Annotated in this window: 12 protein-coding genes and 1 tRNA gene; 8 read left to right on the forward strand and 5 right to left on the reverse strand. The window is 68.9% G+C overall.

From position 1 onward, the window contains the following. Nucleotides 1–45 precede the first annotated feature (45 nt). From CIK81_RS06105 to CIK81_RS06115, 3 genes are all read right to left on the reverse strand, one after another. On the reverse strand, nucleotides 46–1,062 hold the full coding sequence (locus CIK81_RS06105; RefSeq protein WP_096196680.1) for a YdcF family protein: 1,017 nt from the start codon (nucleotides 1,060–1,062) through the stop codon (nucleotides 46–48). Nucleotides 1,063–1,309: 247 nt separating this feature from the next. After that, on the reverse strand, nucleotides 1,310–2,746 hold the full coding sequence (locus CIK81_RS06110) for a tagaturonate epimerase family protein (protein ID WP_096163796.1): 1,437 nt from the start codon (nucleotides 2,744–2,746) through the stop codon (nucleotides 1,310–1,312). Nucleotides 2,747–2,862: 116 nt separating this feature from the next. Beyond that, entirely contained in the window at nucleotides 2,863–3,918 is a 1,056-nt protein-coding gene (locus tag CIK81_RS06115) for a zinc-binding alcohol dehydrogenase family protein (RefSeq protein WP_096196681.1), read from the reverse strand. Between the two features lie 311 nt (nucleotides 3,919–4,229). Here CIK81_RS06115 and CIK81_RS06120 point away from each other — a divergent pair, with 311 nt between their 5' ends. Continuing rightward, on the forward strand, nucleotides 4,230–5,270 hold the full coding sequence (locus CIK81_RS06120) for a LacI family DNA-binding transcriptional regulator (RefSeq protein WP_241964020.1): 1,041 nt from the start codon (nucleotides 4,230–4,232) through the stop codon (nucleotides 5,268–5,270). A 106-nt stretch (nucleotides 5,271–5,376) separates the two neighbouring features. Here the strand turns inward: CIK81_RS06120 and gntP are convergent, their stop codons facing one another. Next, the gene (gene gntP / locus CIK81_RS06125) at nucleotides 5,377–6,762 is read right to left on the reverse strand and encodes a gluconate permease GntP (protein ID WP_114307001.1); all 1,386 of its coding nucleotides are present in this window, start codon (nucleotides 6,760–6,762) and stop codon (nucleotides 5,377–5,379) included. Nucleotides 6,763–7,101: 339 nt separating this feature from the next. Here gntP and CIK81_RS06130 point away from each other — a divergent pair, with 339 nt between their 5' ends. The 3 genes from CIK81_RS06130 (at nucleotide 7,102) to CIK81_RS06140 (ending at nucleotide 9,705) form a co-directional block, all read left to right on the forward strand. After that, nucleotides 7,102–8,907: a TrkA family potassium uptake protein gene (locus CIK81_RS06130; RefSeq protein WP_241964025.1), complete on the forward strand. Its 1,806-nt coding sequence runs from the start codon at nucleotides 7,102–7,104 to the stop codon at nucleotides 8,905–8,907. A gap of 104 nt (nucleotides 8,908–9,011) precedes the next feature. After that, nucleotides 9,012–9,488, forward strand: a complete 477-nt coding sequence (locus CIK81_RS06135; RefSeq protein WP_096163800.1) for a peroxiredoxin — start codon at nucleotides 9,012–9,014, stop codon at nucleotides 9,486–9,488. Between the two features lie 128 nt (nucleotides 9,489–9,616). Then, nucleotides 9,617–9,705 (forward strand) — tRNA-Ser (locus CIK81_RS06140). A 191-nt stretch (nucleotides 9,706–9,896) separates the two neighbouring features. Here CIK81_RS06140 and CIK81_RS06145 read toward each other — a convergent pair. Beyond that, a complete protein-coding gene (locus CIK81_RS06145; RefSeq protein WP_096163801.1) occupies nucleotides 9,897–10,688 on the reverse strand; it encodes a GntR family transcriptional regulator in 792 nt (263 codons plus the stop codon). Between the two features lie 326 nt (nucleotides 10,689–11,014). On the opposite strand from CIK81_RS06145, the gene CIK81_RS06150 reads away from it, so the two are divergent. From CIK81_RS06150 to ehuA, 4 genes are all read left to right on the forward strand, one after another. Then, nucleotides 11,015–11,929: a transporter substrate-binding domain-containing protein gene (locus CIK81_RS06150; RefSeq protein WP_096163802.1), complete on the forward strand. Its 915-nt coding sequence runs from the start codon at nucleotides 11,015–11,017 to the stop codon at nucleotides 11,927–11,929. Between the two features lie 85 nt (nucleotides 11,930–12,014). After that, nucleotides 12,015–12,791 (forward strand): ectoine/hydroxyectoine ABC transporter permease subunit EhuC, encoded by a 777-nt coding sequence (gene ehuC, locus CIK81_RS06155; RefSeq protein ID WP_096163803.1) that lies wholly within the window; start codon nucleotides 12,015–12,017, stop codon nucleotides 12,789–12,791. Beyond that, nucleotides 12,788–13,438 carry an ectoine/hydroxyectoine ABC transporter permease subunit EhuD gene (ehuD, locus tag CIK81_RS06160; RefSeq protein ID WP_096163804.1) on the forward strand — a complete coding sequence of 217 codons (651 nt, stop codon included), beginning with the start codon at nucleotides 12,788–12,790 and terminating at the stop codon, nucleotides 13,436–13,438. The genes ehuC and ehuD overlap by 4 nt, the downstream gene beginning before the upstream one ends. Then, nucleotides 13,431–14,228 (forward strand): ectoine/hydroxyectoine ABC transporter ATP-binding protein EhuA, encoded by a 798-nt coding sequence (gene ehuA, locus CIK81_RS06165; RefSeq protein ID WP_275542203.1) that lies wholly within the window; start codon nucleotides 13,431–13,433, stop codon nucleotides 14,226–14,228. Before ehuD ends, ehuA begins: the two co-directional genes overlap by 8 nt. Nucleotides 14,229–14,268 lie beyond the last annotated feature (40 nt).

Here is a 14,268-nt window from a genome sequence, read left to right on the forward strand (position 1 = left end):
CGCGTGGACAGGTGCCGAAATGCCGGGCAGTGAGCGTCGCGTGCCTCAGACGTTGAGGAGGGCCGCGCGCACCAGCAGGATCACGAACGCGATCGACGGCAGGAACAGCACCGTGAGCCAGACCTTGCGGTACGAGAGGATCGCGAGGAATTCGCGCACCGTGGCACTGGGGACGAAGTAGAACGCCGTCGGTCCTCCGATCGCCTCGTCGGCGAAGCCGAGCTTCCGGGCCAGCAGTGCGGCCCGGAAGGCGTGGTAGCGACTGGTGGTGACGATGTACGGAGCCTGGTGGCCGGTGGCATCGAGGATCCGATGGGAGAAGACCAGGTTCTCCTCGGTGGTGCGGGACTCGGTCTCGGCATGGACCCGGTCCGCCGGCATCCCGGCGTCCTCCAGGAGATACTCGGCCATGGCCTCGCCCTCGGCGCGCGGCTCGTCCTCGCCGCGGCCGCCCGAGGGGATCAGCAGCGGGTCCAGGCCCTTGCTCAGCAGACGCTCGCGCTCGGCGACGCCGCGGTCGAGCCGGTTGCGCAGGAGCTTCGGGGGCTGCCCGTCGATCAGGCCCGAGCCGTGGATGATGATCCCTTCGGTGTCCAGCTGCCGAGGGAACAGCTGGTAGGGGACCGAGGCGCACAGGAAGACCAGGAATGCGAGCCCGATGTGCAGCGAGAGCAGGGCGAGCAGGGCTCCGGCGCCGATACCGATCGGGTTCAGGGTGACCACCAGGGAGGCCGAGGCGACCGGGGCCGCGAGCAGCGCGATCCCCACGAGCCCGGAGAGCAGGTTGCCCAGTGAGCGGCCCTCCTTGCGCACCATGGTCAGTCCGTTGCAGATCATGAAGACACCGAGCACCAGCACGCCCAGCAGCGCGAGGCCGCCGCCGGCGAGCACCAGCAGATCGCCCAGCGGGAGGGCGGTCGAGACCAGGCGTGCGAGGGTCGAGATGCTCGAGTGCAGCGCGATCAGCAGCAGCACCCCGTTGCGCACCCGTCGGCGGTCGCGGCGGAACACCACCAGATACACCGCCCACCAGAAGGCCGTGCCGACGATAGCTCCCAGCATGCGCTGCTCCTCTCGAGATCCGAGGTTCCATCCTGGCACCCGCTGCGCCGTGCCCGCGCATCGCAGCGGCCGATGCGTGATCACATCACGGACCGGCCGTAGCTCGACGGGTGGCTGCGGAGCCCGGAGCCCGGAGCCCGGAGCTCGGAACCCGGGACCCGGACCGCGGAGCTCGGAATCCGGACGCCGGAGCAGGGAGCCCGGTGTGCAGTGAAGACGCTGCACACCGGGCTCCGGACAGGCTGGCTCAGCGACCGGTCGGTGCCGCCGCGAAGGGGGCGAGGTGCTGGCCGATGTGAGCGGCGAGGACGTCGCTGTGCTGGGCCTGGTTCTCGGTGACGACCGCGAGGAAGCGGTCGTGGATCGAGGCGCCCGCGGCGTCGGTGCCGTTGAGCGAATCGCCGTAGCCCACGTGCAGGATCTGACGCGCATCGGAGGAACGGATCAGCTCCTGCAGGTCCACCCCGGCGAGCGAGGTGGGGGTGCGGTCCTCGTGCGCGGAGACCTGGTAGCTCGCGCGGGCCTTCACGTACGAGGCACGGGAGATGTCCCAGATGGCGGAGAACAGCTCCGGATCGTGGGCGGCGACCACCTCGACACCGCACAGGTAGCTGGTGCCGGAGGTCTTCAGGTGCACCAGGCCCTGGGTCGCCTCGACGCACAGCGGATAGATCGAGAACTTGTCCGAGCCGGAGTGCAGGGAGATCTTGTAGCCGCCGAACTGCTCGGAGATCGCGTGGTGCGCCTCGAGGTTCAGGCGCAGCTCCTCGGTGTCGCCCAGGAAGTCCAGCCCCTTCTCGAAGCCGTCGACATAGCGCGGTGCGAAGCTGAACCAGGAGGCGCCCAGGCGCTTGAGCTCGGAGGCCAGGTAGAAGTGCTCGAAGAAGGTGGTCAGCCACTTCGTCTCGTCCACGGCGAACTCGATCTCGACCTCGTGCTGCGCATTGTCCGTCACGTGGCGGTACAGGCGCATCGACTCCACGACCGCGCGACCGTACTTCACGGCGGCGGTGAGGACGTCCTGCTCGGTGACCTCGATCTGGGAGTGGCCGACGTCCAGCGTCATGCCGACATAGCGCTTCTTCAGGTCCTCCAGGGAGTCCTCGAGCTGGTCCCAGGGGAGGGCCTCGGCGTCGGCCGCGGAGACTCCGGCGGTGACGTCGGCGACCAGATCGCCCGGATCCAGCGTGAACATCACGAAGCCGGCCTCGAGACCGCGGTCGATGCCCTCGGTGGTCTTGATGTGGTCGCAGTCGGCGCCGAAGCCGCTTTCCCACCCGGCCTCGACCAGGCCGAAGACGGCGTCGTCCATGACGGACCGGGCGCTGCGGCCCAGACGGTCCATCTCGCGGATCGACTGCTGGGCGAGGACCGGCATGACGCCGGGACCCTGGGTGGCGAAGGCGCGGGCCTGCCCGGGGGTGGCCAGGCCCGTGCGGTCACCGGTGCCGACGGAGGTGCGGTGGCCGCTGATCTTCTGGGGGCGCAGAGCCGGGAAGGCAGTCTGCAGCGCGCGGGCGTTCGCGGTGGACAGCGGCCCGGTGAGCACGTGGCTGTCGCCGGCCGCCGAGGCCTGGCCCTCGAAGGCGGTCAGGGCGTCGGCCGCGGAGGCGACGAGCTGCAGGGAACGGGCGGAGCCGTCGTAGCGGATGCTCGCCTCGAGGGAATCGTTGCGCAGGGTCATGGGGTTCTCCGTTTCGGTGGGGTGGTCGGGATCGAGGTGGGGGATGCGCGGCAGGCGCGGGATGCAGCGCGGGCCGCGAGGAGCGGGTATGCGGGCGGATGGGGACAGGCGATCGCTCAGGGGCCGTTCGGGAACTCCAGGAGCACCTTGACCTCGCTGGTGGACCCGCCGGCAGCCTCTTCGAGCGCGGTGCGGGCCTCGGTGAACGGCACGATGGCGGTGCGGATCGGGGAGACGTCCACCTGCCCGGTGCTGAGCAGCTCGATGAGTGCGGGGAAGACGTCCCGGCTGTTGCGGGAGCCCAGCACCGTCAGCTCCTTCTTGATCAGCAGCGACTGATTGAAGGTCACCTCGGCCGTGCCGTTGCCGATCAGCGCCAGTCGCGCGCCGACGGCGGCCGCCTCGATCGCATTCAGGAAGGAGACCGGCAGCCCGGTGGCCTCGCAGACCACGTCGAAGCCGTCCCCGCCTGTCGCGCCGGCGATCACGTCCGCGAGCGGGGTGGACGAGAGGTCGACGGTGCCTTCGGCGCCGAGGGATGCGGCCAGCTCGAGCCGGGAGGGAACGACATCGGCGACCCACACGCGTGCGCCGCGGGTGCGCGCCGAGAGCATCGTGAGCAGACCGATCGCGCCCGCGCCGAGCACCAGCACCCGCTCGCCCTCGCGCACGCCGGCCCGCAGCACGGCGTGATAGCCGATGGAGAACGGCTCGACCAGCGCCAGGTCCCGAGGGTCCACGCCGTCGGCCCGGTGCAGCCGGTCCAGCGGCATGGTGATCAGCTCCTGGAAGCTGCCGTCGCGATGGACGCCCATCGTCTCGTTGTGCATGCACGCGTTGACCAGTCCGCGGCGGCAGGAATAACAGGTGCCGTCCTCGAAGTAGGGCACGCCGGTGACGATGTCTCCAGGAGCGAACCGGGCTGACCGGGCGGCGTTGTCAGCGTCGCCAGCGTCGTCAGCGCCGTGGATCTCGAGGATCTCGGCGGAGAACTCGTGACCGGGCACGCGGGGGTAGCTGGCGAACGGCTGCGTGCCGCGGAACGTCTGGATGTCCGAGCCGCAGATCCCCGCGAAGCGCACGCGCAGCAGAGCCTCGCCGGGGCCGGGGCGGGGCGCCTCGACCTCGGCGACCTCGGCGCAGCCCGGCTCGGTCACCTGCAGTGCTCTCATGGTGCTCCTTCGGGGCTGCGACAACGGCGGCGGCCGGTCGGCGCGTGATTCCAGTGCCCTGCCGGTGCGCAGGGCCGTCTACACAGCGTAAACGATTGCATCCACAGTTTCCACGTGGAGGGGTCGTCCGTGGACTAGGATTCCGGAGTGGTGCAAAAGTTGCAGTCCGCAGTTCGCAGTCCGCAGTCCGGCGCAACGCGGAGCGGACCGGACTGCACGGCAGCAGCGACGGCAGCGGCACGAGGCACGCAGGCGGCCGCTGGACGGCACGTAGACGAGATGCAGAGGACACGCAGAGGACCCATATGGCCATGACCCTGAAGGATGTCGCGGCGCGAGCGGAGGTCTCCATCGCGACCGCCTCCCGCTCCTTCCAGCGCCCGGACCTGGTCGGAGAGGCCACGCGGGAGAAGGTGCTCGCCGCCGCGGCGGAGATCGGCTACAGCCCCAACCGCAGCGCCCGCGCCCTGATCACGGGCCGGTCCGGGGTGTACGGCGTGATCGTGCCGGACCTCGAGAACCCGTTCTTCCCGGCGGTCCTCAAGGGTGCTCAGGCGCGCGCTCATCAGCTCGGCGCCCAGCTGCTGATCACCGACGCCGGGGAAGCGCCGGACGGCGAGCTGCCGCTCGTGCGCACCCTCGCGCCTCAGGTCGACGGGATCGTGCTGTGCTCGAGCCGGATGGACGAGGGCGTCCTGCGCGAGGCCGCGAGGCTCGTCCCGCTCAGCCTGGTCAACCGGGTCTCCCCGGTGCTGCCGGGGGTCTTCGCGGATCCAGTCCCCGGCATCCCCTCCGCCATCCGGCATCTGCATCGCATGGGCCACCGCCACCTCGGCTACGTGGGCGGCCCGAGCATCAGCCGCTCGGACTCCGTGCGCCGCACGGTGATCGAGCGTGTGTGCCAGGAGATCGGCATGGAGTGGACGGACATCGGCTCCTTCGCGCCGACGGTCGAGGGCGGCCGGCGCGGCGCCGAGGCCCTGCTGCTCACCGAGGTCACCGCAGTCCTCGTCTACAACGACTTCATGGCGCTCGCCCTGATGGAGCGTCTGCGCGGCTTCGGGGTGGACGTGCCCGGCGAGATCAGCGTGGTGGGCTGGGACGACATCGAGTTCTCAGCGCTGGTCACGCCCGGACTGAGCACCGTGCAGGTGCCGCGCTACGACATGGGGGTCGCAGCCGTCGACCTGCTCCACGACGGAGACGTGCACGCGGGAGCGCGGGCCGACGGGGGAGATGGCGGGCGCGGGGCAGAGGGCTCCGACGGCGGCTCCTCGGCGCACGTCCGGCTCGGCCTGCCCACCCGGTTCGTCCCGCGTGGGTCGACCGCGAAGGTCGTCGTGCGCGAGTAGCCGTCGCCCATGAGCCGCCTGAGCACTCCGATCGACGAGGTCCCTGGCGTCGGGAACCCCGCAGCGCGGGCGCCGGCCGTGCACGGCTGCTCGACGGTCGCGGTCCTCAGCCCACGAACACCGACAGCAGCAGCACCATGCCCAGCCCCACCAGCGAGTTGCACAGCTGGAACAGGCCCCAGGTCTTCAGGGTGTCCTTGACGGAGAGCCCGAAGTACCCCTTGAACAGCCAGAACGCTGCGTCGTTGACGTGGGTGAAGGTGTTGGAGCCGGCCGCCGTGGCGAGCACCAGGAGCGCCGGGTCGATCCCGCCGGTCATCGCGCCGGTGGACGGGTCGATGACCGCAGCGCCGATGATGCCTGCGGCGGTCATCGCGGAGACCACGCCCTGACCGGTGGCCAGTCGCAGCAGCACCGTGATCAACCAGGCCATGACGTAGGGGTTGGCATCCACCCCGGTCATCAGCGTGCCGATGAAGTCGCCGATGCCGGTGTCGATGATGACCTCCTTCAGAGCGCCGCCGGCACCGATGATCAGCACGACCATGGCGATGGCCCTCACAGCCTCCTCGAACCGTTCCATCACCCAGCTGAAGTCCCGCTTCTGCGCGGTGCCGAACAGGACGAAGGCCGCGATCATCGCGATCGTGATCGCCACCTCGGAGGATCCGACGAAGTTCACGATGTCGTACGCCAGGGTGTCCTCGACCAGCCAGATGTTCGCGACCGTCGCGCCCACCATGATCGCCACGGGGATCAGCGGGGTGAGGAGCGAGACGGCGAAGCTCGGGCGGTCCTCCGGGGCGACCGCCTCGTCGGCCTGCATGATCTCGGGGATGGCGAAGTCGAGAGTGCCCAGGAAGCGGGGGAGGACCCAACCGGTCACAGCGATCGTCACGATCGCGACGGGGATCCCGTAGATGTAGACCATGCCGTTGTCCGCGCCGTAGGCATCGACCAGGGCCACCGGGCCGGGCTGCGGCACGAACAGCGAGTGCGCGGTCGTGGTGGCCGCGACCGCCGGGATCGCGAGCTTCATGAAGGGCAGCTTCGCCTCATGGGCGACCGCGATGATCAGCGGTGCGAGCACGATGAAGGCGACTTCGTAGAACATCGCCAATCCGAAGACCAGTCCGCACACCACCAGGGAGACCTTCACCCACCGCACGCCGAGCGTGGCGATCAGCGTCTGGGCGATCTGGGTGGCGGCCCCGGAATCGACCATGAGCTTGCCGATCACGGCGCCGAAGACGACGAGGATCGCGAGGGACCCCAGCGTGCTGCCGAAGCCCGTCGTCATCGTCTCCAGCAGCGAGCCGAGCGTGATCGCGTCCCCGGGCAGCCAGCCCGCGGAGACCGAGACCATCTCTGCGACACCGATGAACAGTGCCGCCAGGAGCAGCGCGAGCATCGCATTGAGCTTGTACTTCATGTTCAGCCACAGCATCAGCGCGATGCCGAGGGCGATCCACAGGACGTGGAGCAGGGCCATGGGGTCCTCCGAGGGGTCGACGGGACGGCAGCGGGGGTGACGGGGAGATGGGGTGTGACGGGCCGGAAGCGGGGGCCGACGGGTCAGCAGCGGGCCGCGTCACACTGCCGACGATCCCGGGTAAATTCCTCTGGGGAACTTACTGTGGTTCGTGCACGAAGGTTCTCGCCGTCCGGTCGGACGAATGCCCTGAAAATGGCTATGATCTGCACCGATGGGCGTTGCCAGAGCTTGCCGGGGAGAGAGTCCTCACCGGTGTGAGCTGCGGAGCATGGTGCTCTGGGCCGCACCGGGCTCGCGACGGTGGCCTCCTGCCGGGGAGCGGGCCTACGCTTCCGCGTGGTGCATCGACGGTTCGCGTCGGTGCCGGATCTGGTCGAGAGGATCGCCATGGAGCTGTCGGAGGCTGTGCGCCGCCGCGCTGAACGGGCCCCGGGCCCCCGTCGTCGGTCGCGCGCCGGGCTGCTGATCGTGGCGGTCGGTGCTCTGATGGTGGTCGTCTACGCCGCGGCGTTCCTCGGGGTCATGCGCCTCGAGGGTCATGACTTCTCCTGGATCAGCGCCGTCTACTGGACCATCACCACGATGTCCACGCTCGGTTACGGCGATGTCACGTTCGAGTCAGATCTGGGCCGTCTGCTCTCGATCATCGTGCTGCTCAGCGGCGTCGTCTACATGCTGGTGCTGCTGCCCTTCTTCGTCATCCAGTACGTCGTCACCCCGTGGCTGGACCGCCGCCGCATGGCCCGCACGCCGCGCAAGGTTCCCGCCCTGCTGCGCGATCACGTCCTGCTCGTGGGGTCGGACGCCGTCACCCAGGCCTTCGCCGCTCGCGCCGAGCGCTCGCGGGTGCCCGCAGTGCTCGTGGTGGAGGACCCGGTCGAAGCGGGGCTGCTGCATGACCAGGGTCGACAGGTCGTCGTCGGCCCCTTGGACTCCGCACAGACCTACCGCAACGCCGGTGCCGACCGGGCCCGCCTGGTGGCCTCGACGCTCTCGGACACGGCCAACACCAACGTCGCCTTCACCGTCCGCCAGGTCTCCGGGGACGTCCCCGTCGCCGTCACCGCGAGCAAGCCGGTCTCCACCGACGTGCTCTCCCTGGCCGGTTCCGACCACGTGCTCGAGCTGGGCGCCGTGCTGGGTCGGGAGATGGCCGGGCGCGTTCTGGGCACGACCGGCCGCGTGCATCGCATCGGCAGCTTCGGCGAGACGATCATCGCCGAGGCCGCCGCACGCGGCACCGCGCTCGTGGGGCTCACCCTGGAGCAGGCGATCGGCGAGCTGCGCTGCTGCGTGCGGATCCTGGCGCTGCTGCGCAAGGGCAGGCTGCGCCCGATGAAGCCCGAGTCGACCATCACCGACTCCACCGTGCTGATCCTCGCCGGCGAGGCACCGGAGCTCGCCGCCTACGACGAGCAGTTCCAGGTCCATGAGCAGTCCGAGGACCCGGTGATCATCCTCGGCGGCGGCCGGGTGGGACGCTCCGCCTCGCGCGAGCTCACCGCGCAAGGACTGCCGAACACGATCGTCGAGCAGCTGCCCGGGCGGGTGGAGAACTCCTACTCCGCCCTCGAGGGCACCGCGAGCTACCGCGTCATCGACGGCGACGCCGCCGATCAGCGCATCCTGCGCCGGGCAGGCCTGGAGAGCGCGTCCGCCGTGCTCGTCACCCCGCGCGATGACGACCTGAACGTCTACCTCACCCTGTTCTGCCGACGGCTGCGGCCCGAGCTGCAGGTCGTCTCTCGCGCCACCTACGAGCGCAATGTCGCGACCCTCTACCGGGCGGGAGCGGACGGGGTCCTGTCCTACGCGACGATCGGTGCGACCGACCTGTGGAACCATGCCGGACTCAGCCACCGGGTGCTGGTCGCCGAGGGCAACGAGCTGTTCCTCGTGCCGCGGCCGTCCTCCCTGGTGCGACGGTCCGTGCGCGATGCCGAGGTGCACCGCCGCACGGGCTGCCACATCGTCGCCGTGGGGGACGAGGACGGCACCCTCAGCTACGACACCGAGTCGATCCCGTCGGCGCCCGGGAAGCTGCTGCTGCTCGGCGATCGCCACGCCGAGCGGCTGTTCCGCCAGACCTATCTGAAGCATCGGCGCTTCCGCTCCGGCGATCGCGCAGGAGCCGCCCGATAGCCTCGACCCGGATCGTGCGCGCAGTCCGCAGCGCACATCCTGCTGCCCGCAGTCCGTCAGGCGCAGCCCGCCCCGCCCTCATCCGACGCATCCTCAGGAGAGACATGACCGCCGCACCCGTGAAGCTCGCCCTCGGCGACCAGGCCCCCGACTTCGATCTGCCCACCGCCGGGGGAGGGCGAGTCAGCCTGTCCGAGCTGCGCGGCGCACCGGCGCTGCTCTGGTTCTACCCGGCCGCGAACACTTCGCTGTGCACCAAGCAGGCCTGCGACCTGCGCGACAACCACCAGATGTTCCTCGACGCGGGCTACCGAGTGGTGGGCATCTCCCCGGATCCGATCGCCGAGCTGGATCGCTTCGTGGAGAAGCAGGAGCTGCCCTACACGCTCGCCGGCGACGAGTCCCATCAGGTGATGGAGGCCTACGGCGCCTGGGGCGAGAAGAACATGTACGGCAAGAAGGTCCAGGGCACGATCCGCTCGACCTTCGCGATCGACGCCGAGGGCATCCTGACCTTCGTGAAGTACCGCGTGGGAACCCCGAAGCACATCGCGCTGCTGCAGGAGAAGCTGGGCCTCTGAGACGGCCGACGGGACGGTCCGGGAGCTCTCGATCCGTCAATGTGACGTGATCTGCTCGCTTCCGCTTTGGAGCACCCGCCGTGCTCCCGTATGCTGTTCCGGCGTGCCCTGCTCAGTGCGGGGCGCCAGGAGACGTGGCAGAGCGGCCGAATGCGCTCCCCTGCTAAGGGAGTAGGCGACCAAAATCGCCTCGGAGGTTCAAATCCTCTCGTCTCCGCCGAGGAGAATGGCCCCTGACCTGCGATCAGATCGCAGTTCAGGGGCCATTCTCGTGCCGTGCCGTGCCGTGCCGTGCCGTGCCGTGCCGGCCGGTTCTGGGTGGACGCGCCTGGTTCCTGGGTGGACGCGCCCGGTTCAGGGCGACCAGGGCTGGACCCGGCTCTCAGCCGACGTCGTCGGCGGTCGTGCTCACTCGGGAGTCTCGGCGAGGGTCGTCCACTCCGGGCCGGAGCTCTCGAGCAGGTCGGGGTCGCGCACCACGTCGGCCTGGACACCGCTGCGCAGCCTGCTCGCGAGCTCCTGCAGAGATTCCCGCAGCAGTGCGCGCGCCCGGGAGCCGTCGCCCTGGGAGAGCGCGTCCAGGAGCGACTCGTGCATGCTCGTGAGATCGGCGCGCACACCGAAGCCGAGCGGGTCGGAGAAGCTGCCCATCCGGGTGAGGATGACGATCGTGTTCATCGCCGCGCCCAGGAACCGGTTCTGAGCGATCTCCGCGAGCTGCTGGTGCAGATCGAGATCGGCATTGCCCGCCTCGATGACCTCCTCGGCGGCCAGCGCCGCCCGGGAGCGCTCGATGCAGACGCGCAGAGGCGCGACCAGGCGGTCGGCCCCGGCGTCGTCCCCGGCTCGGCGCAGGGCCGTGATCCGGTCCGCGACGATGGTCGCCGCCTGCATCTCGATGCCGAGGCGGTAGTCGATGAAGTCCGACATGGTCTCGGCATCCATGTGGGTGACGAACAGGCCGCGGCCGGGCACCTGCGTGAGCAGACCGTCGCGGACCAGGCGCTGGCAGGCTTCGCGCAACGAGGAGCGGGAGATGCCCATCTGGCGGGACACCTGCACCTCGGGCACGGGATCACCCGGGCGCAGGTCGCCGTAGTAGATCGCGTTGCGCAGCTCGAGCTCGGCCTGATCGATGATCGAGGGCCGTCGCAGCGGCTGCATCATCGGCAGCTGCACGCGTTCTTGGCGAAAGGTCATCGCCGTCCTCCTGTTCCGGCGCGGACCGCACGGTCCTCGCGTGGCGTCATCGTAGAACGGGCGGAGGCCCGAACGCCTCCCTCCGGGCCTCGCCAGTCGCTCGCCTCACTCCCGTCGGCGCGGCGAGAGGCGTGCGGGCCGTGGTCGGCGTTCACCTCGGGGTCACGACCCCGTTACGAATGGTGGTCCTGTGCACAGAGGATCGGCGACGCCTATACGCTTGTCCGGAATCCGATATCCAGACATCAGATTGTCGGACACCGCGCACGCCGTCGAGCATGCGCCACCGTCCGACGGTCCGTCGCCCAGCGAGAGGGAGTCCCCATATGTACAACCGTCGATCGTTCTTCCGAGGAAGCGGACTCGTCCTGTCCGCCGCAGCGCTGGGTGGAGGCCTCGCCGCCTGCAGTCAGACCAGCACGGGCGGGGGCGACACCAGCGACGGCGGCGGGGGCGACCTGCTCAGCAAGCTCCAGGACGCCGGGAAGATCACCGTCGGCTTCGCCGGTGAGGCCCCGTACAGCTTCGATGACAACGGCGAGCTGACCGGTGCGACCGTGGCCATGCACCGTGAGATCTTCGGCGAGCTGGGCATCGACGAGGTCGAGGGCAAGCTCACCGACTGGAACTCGCTGATCCCGGGCCTGAACTCCCAGCAGTTCGACGCGGTCAGCGCCGGCATGTCGATCCTTCCGGAGCGCTGCGCCGAGGCCGCCTTCAGCGAGCCGGAGTTCCAGTACACGACCGCGCTCATGGTGCCCAAGGGCAACCCCGAGGGTCTGAAGGACATGCAGTCCTTCGTCGACTCCGGCCTCAAGGTCGCCACCATGAGCGGCGCCATCGAGAGCACCTACGCGAAGGACCTCGACCTCGACAGCATCGAGGTCGGCGGCCCGCAGGACGGCGTGGACGCGATCAACAGCGGCAACGCCGATGCCTTCGCACTCACCGCGATCTCGCTGAACTGGCTGGCCGACAACTCGAACAACGACCTCGAGGTGACCGACAGCTTCGTGGCCGAGATCGACGGGGTCAAGCAGGTCGGCGCCGGCGGCACCGTGTTCCGCAAGGCGGACACCTCCCTGCTCGATGCCTACAACGAGAAGCTCGCGGAGATCATCAGCGATCCGGAGCGCTACCTCTCGATCGTGGGCGACTTCGGGTTCACGGAGGAGGAGCTCCCGCCGAAGGAGATGACCGCGGAGATCCTCTGCGACGGCGATCTCTCCTCCCTGCAGTGATGCCCGATCCTCATGTCGATCCCGCTCCGGCGCGTTCCTTCTCGGGACGCGCCGGAGCGGCGCATGACCAGGAGGTGATCCACCGATGGATGGTGTGATCGGTTTCTTCGAGAAGCTCGGACCGAATCTTGAGATCCTCGTGGCCCGGATGCCGCAGATCCTCGACGGCATCCAGGCCACCGTTCTGGCGACCGCCCTGGGCGGGCTGCTGGCCCTGGTCATCGCCATCGTGTTCGGCATCGCGCAGGTCGCGAAGTACGCCGCCGTGCGCATCGCGGCGCGCATCTTCGTGGAGTTCTTCCGCGGCACCTCGCTCGTCGTCCAGCTCTTCTGGCTGGCTTTCGTGCTTCCCCAGCTGCCCTATCCGTTCGGCTGGCGGCTCGCCCCGCTGGTCGTCGCCGTCCTGGCGCTCGGGCTGAACTACGGCGCCTACGGCGCCGAAGTGGTGCGCGGCTCGATCGGTTCGGTGCCCCGCGGCCAGTACGAGGCGATCAGCGCGCTCAGCCTGAGCCCGATGCGCGGCATGTTCCGCGTGATCATCCCGCAGGCGTGGGCCCTGATGCTCCCGTCGTTGTCCAACCTCTGGATCCAGCTGCTCAAGGGCAGCGCGATCGTGAGCACCGTGCTGCTGTACGACCTCTACTTCCGGGTGGAGCAGGTCCGTGATCAGACCGGCACCTGGTTCGCCTTCCTGTTCGCCCTGCTGGCCTACTACCTCCTCGCCTGGGTGATCGTGATCATCATGAATGCCCTCGAGGTGAGGGCGAAGCACAAGATCGGTCGCGGACCGGCCCTGTCGAAGTCCTGGGGGATGCTGTTCCGTGCCCCGGGCAGCGTCGTCAAGGGAGGTGCTCTCGTATGAACCCGTCATGGTGGGACTGGAACCACGCCGCGACCGTCTTCCCGCTGCTTCTGCAGGGATTCAAGATCACTCTGCTGGCGACCGTGCTGGGCACGCTCATCGCCGTCGTGCTGGGCCTGGTCGTCGCGATCATCCGACGGATCGCGCCGACCATCATCCGCAACCCGGTGACCTGGGTCGTGGAGTTCATCCGGATGACCCCGCTCGTGGTGCAGCTGGTGTTCGCGAACCTGGTGCTGTCGCCCTACATCGAATCGACGCTCGCGATCGGCATCTGGGTGCTCGGCATCCACTACACGACCTATATGGCCGAGGTGTACCGCGCCGGCATCGACTCGGTCGCCAAGGGGCAGTGGGAGGCGGCCACTGCGCTGTCGCTGCCCGTTGCGCGCACCTGGCGGGCCGTGGTCATCCCGCAGGCGATCCGCAACACCCTGCCGGCCCTGGGCAACTACGCGATCTCCATGTTCAAGGAGACGCCGTTCTTCGTGGTCATCTACATCCCGGAGATGGTCCGGGTCGCCCAGACCTACGGAGGGGATACGTTCCGCTACACCGAGTCGATCACCCTGGCCGGCCTGATCTTCCTGGTCGCGAGTTACCCGACGTCCCTCCTGATCCGACGACTGGAGAAGAAACTTGCCTGACAACGCTGACAATGCTGGACAGCCCGGAATCCCGCACATCGAATTCCGCGACGTGGTCAAGAAGTTCGGTGACAACACCGTGCTCAACGACCTCAACTTCACTGTCGCCAAGGGGGAGCGCGTCACCCTGATCGGGCCCTCCGGCTCCGGCAAGACGACGATCCTGCGCCTGGTGATGACGCTCGAGGAGCTCACCGGCGGGTACGTCTTCGTCGGCGGCGATCCGCTGCAGTACGAGGACAGGGGCGGCAAGCGCCAGCGGGTCCCCGACAAGGTCCGCCGTCGTACGACCACCCAGATCGGGATGGTGTTCCAGCACTTCAACCTGTTCCCGAACATGTCGGTGCTGGAGAACATCATCGAAGCGCCCCTCCACGTGATGGGCCTGTCCAAGGCCGAGGCGATCCCCAAGGCAGAGGCTCTGCTGGAGAAGGTCGGCATGGCGGACAAGCGGGACTTCAACCCCTCGCAGCTCTCCGGCGGCCAGCAGCAGCGTGTGGCGATCGCGCGTGCGCTCGCCATGGACCCCGAGGTCCTGCTGCTGGACGAGGTCACCTCGGCGCTGGATCCCGAGCTGGTGGGGGAGGTGCTCACCGTGCTGAAGGACATCGCCGAGGAGACCGACATCTCCATGCTGATCGTGACTCACGAGATGCAGTTCGCCCGGGACGTCTCGGATCGCGTGATGATGTTCGACGAGGGACGGATCGTCGAGGAGGGAGCGCCGGAGAAGATCTTCAGCTCCCCGGAGAGCCAGCGCACGCAGGACTTCCTGCGCGCGGTGCTCTGAGCCGTCCACCGAGGGATCCGCGGCGTCTCGCCCTACGCCT

The organism is Brachybacterium sp. JB7, from assembly GCF_003335205.1.
In the GTDB taxonomy this organism is placed as follows: domain Bacteria; phylum Actinomycetota; class Actinomycetes; order Actinomycetales; family Dermabacteraceae; genus Brachybacterium; species Brachybacterium alimentarium.

Coding starts and splice junctions, on each gene's coding strand:
- CIK81_RS06105 (WP_096196680.1), bottom strand. CDS start 1,062: ATGCTGGGAGCTATCGTCGGCACGGCCTTCTGGTGGGCGGTGTATCTG.
- CIK81_RS06110 (WP_096163796.1), bottom strand. CDS start 2,746: ATGACCCTGCGCAACGATTCCCTCGAGGCGAGCATCCGCTACGACGGC.
- CIK81_RS06115 (WP_096196681.1), bottom strand. CDS start 3,918: ATGAGAGCACTGCAGGTGACCGAGCCGGGCTGCGCCGAGGTCGCCGAG.
- CIK81_RS06120 (WP_241964020.1), top strand. CDS start 4,230: ATGACCCTGAAGGATGTCGCGGCGCGAGCGGAGGTCTCCATCGCGACC.
- gntP (WP_114307001.1), bottom strand. CDS start 6,762: ATGGCCCTGCTCCACGTCCTGTGGATCGCCCTCGGCATCGCGCTGATG.
- CIK81_RS06135 (WP_096163800.1), top strand. CDS start 9,012: ATGACCGCCGCACCCGTGAAGCTCGCCCTCGGCGACCAGGCCCCCGAC.
- CIK81_RS06145 (WP_096163801.1), bottom strand. CDS start 10,688: ATGACCTTTCGCCAAGAACGCGTGCAGCTGCCGATGATGCAGCCGCTG.
- CIK81_RS06150 (WP_096163802.1), top strand. CDS start 11,015: ATGTACAACCGTCGATCGTTCTTCCGAGGAAGCGGACTCGTCCTGTCC.
- ehuC (WP_096163803.1), top strand. CDS start 12,015: ATGGATGGTGTGATCGGTTTCTTCGAGAAGCTCGGACCGAATCTTGAG.
- ehuD (WP_096163804.1), top strand. CDS start 12,788: ATGAACCCGTCATGGTGGGACTGGAACCACGCCGCGACCGTCTTCCCG.